This window comes from Variovorax sp. P4_D9 (genome assembly GCF_056401695.1).
The window spans coordinates 1-1957 of sequence record NZ_JBFUIU010001237.1 but is presented as its reverse complement, the minus strand read 5'-3'; the positions used below and the strand labels follow the sequence as shown (position 1 = coordinate 1957).

The window sequence follows — 1957 nt, the reverse complement described above, 5'->3', positions numbered from 1 at the left end:
CTTCTCTGTCCTGCCGTCGGATGTCAGCGGGCACTGACCCCATCACTTCGAACGCTCACTCTGTGCACCGAAAACGAGTCAACCGAATGAAAGGGGCCTTCATCGCGCGTGTCAGAGGCATTTCGTGACCGCCAGGAGCTGAATAGCGGGCGTCGCGAATAAGGTTGCCGCCCACTTCGCTCAGGCCCGCATGCCCTGAGCCATGTCCGGCATCGGCCCCACATAGCGCCCGCGCGGGCGGATCACTTGCGCCACGCCGAGTTGCTCCAGGCTGTGCGCCAACAGCCCGACGCTGCGCGCCGTTGCGAACAGGCCGAAGGCCGCATCGGCGGGCAGTCGGTGGTGCGCCACCAGGGCGGCCAGGGCGACGTCGATGTTGGGCTGCAATCCGGTCAGCTTCGTCACCTTCTGGATGAAGCGCGCGATCGCCTCCGGAGGCTCGAACAAGGCCAGCAAGGCGGCCGCGCGCGGATCGCCGTCGGGATAGAGGTGGTGACCGAATCCTGCCAATGGCAAACCGGTCGACAGGTAGTGGGCCACCACCTGCTCCTCGCCTAGTCGCTCCACTTCGCTGAACAGCGCCTGGACGCGGCCAGAGGCATCGCCATGCAAGGGGCCCGAGAGCGTGGTCAATCCGGCCAGCAGGCAGGCCGGCAACGAGGCGCCTGTCGACGCCGCAATGCGTGCCACGAACGCTGAACTGGTCAGTTCGTGGTCGACCAGCAAGACCATGGCTGTCCGCAGCAACTCAGCCACCTGGGGCGTTTGTTTCCACCCTTGTGCAAAGCGCCGGTGCAGCGCTTGCTTCCCTGGCTGGGCGCCGAACGCATTGGCCAACTGACCCACCAGGCTCTGGCCCTCGCTGTGCAGCACCCGCGTCAGGCGTCCACGCGTGGAATGCCCTGACGCGGCCAGGCCGGCGAGGGCGGTGAAGGCCGCTGCGCGTCCCGGTTGGCCCGAGCGCGTCGGCGTCGCGCACGAGAAGTCGACGGCTTGCTCGGCGCCCCACAACAGCCGAGCCACATCTTCCAGGGTGGCTGATGCGGCGAGGCGCACAGCATCCTGGCCCCGGTAGTACGGACGTCCGCGAACGAAGGCGCAGAGGGCGGTCGGAATGCTGGGCTCCGAGCCGAACAGCGTATTGGCGGCCAGCGTCTCGTGTTTGCGGCCTGCCTGCTTGCGCTTGGCCAGGCCGGCGACGTCTTCGGCGCGGTAGAGGCTGCGGCGTGTGTCAGCCGGATCCGGCATGACTTCGAGCTTGCCGCGGCTCACGTAGGCGTAGACCGTTTGCGGTTGCACGCCGAGAAGGTCGCATGCCTCGCTCATCGAAATCCAGGAAGCCATGATCAAAGGAGGGAAGAAAGTATTTATATTGATTTTATACATCAATATTGACGCCATGATCAATCGTTAACTAGCATGCAGGCATGAAGCCCCAGGTCCTGCAACTCAATCCGATCCTGATCCCAGCGATCAACGAAGAGCTCGCATCGCTCTACACCGTCCACAAATTCTTCGAGACCGGCGACCAAGAGGCCTGGCTGCGTGAACATGGCGCATCCATCGACGCCGTCATCACCGGCGGGCACACCGGCATCTCGCGGGCCATGCTGGAACAGCTGCCTGGCTTGAGGGTCGTGGCAGTCAACGGCGTCGGCACCGACGCCGTCGATCTGGCGTACTGCCGGGAACGTGGCCTGCCCGTCACCGCGACACTTGGCGCGCTGACCGAAGACGTGGCCGATCTGGCCATCGGCTTGCTGCTCGCCGCATGCCGAAACCTGTGTGCCGGCGACCGCTTCGTGCGCGAGGGCCAGTGGGAATGCTTCCCCCAGCCCAGCGCCATCCCGCTGGCGCGCCGGTTCAGCGGCATGCGCGTCGGCATCGTCGGCATGGGGCGGGTGGGCCGCGCGGTCGCGGCTCGGGCAGCGGCCTTTGGCTGCCCGATCGGCTATAC

General features: G+C 65.9%; 2 protein-coding genes. One reads left to right on the top strand and one right to left on the bottom strand.

Going from position 1 to position 1957, the window contains the following annotated elements:
• Positions 1-180 precede the first annotated feature (180 nt).
• Positions 181-1344 carry a citrate synthase gene (locus AC1DY5_RS53435; RefSeq protein ID WP_478122320.1) on the bottom strand — a complete coding sequence of 388 codons (1164 nt, stop codon included), beginning with the start codon at positions 1342-1344 and terminating at the stop codon, positions 181-183.
• An 83-nt stretch (positions 1345-1427) separates the two neighbouring features.
• Here AC1DY5_RS53435 and AC1DY5_RS53430 point away from each other — a divergent pair.
• The coding region (locus AC1DY5_RS53430; protein ID WP_478122319.1) for an NAD(P)-dependent oxidoreductase at positions 1428-1957 on the top strand (530 nt) is incomplete at its 3' end.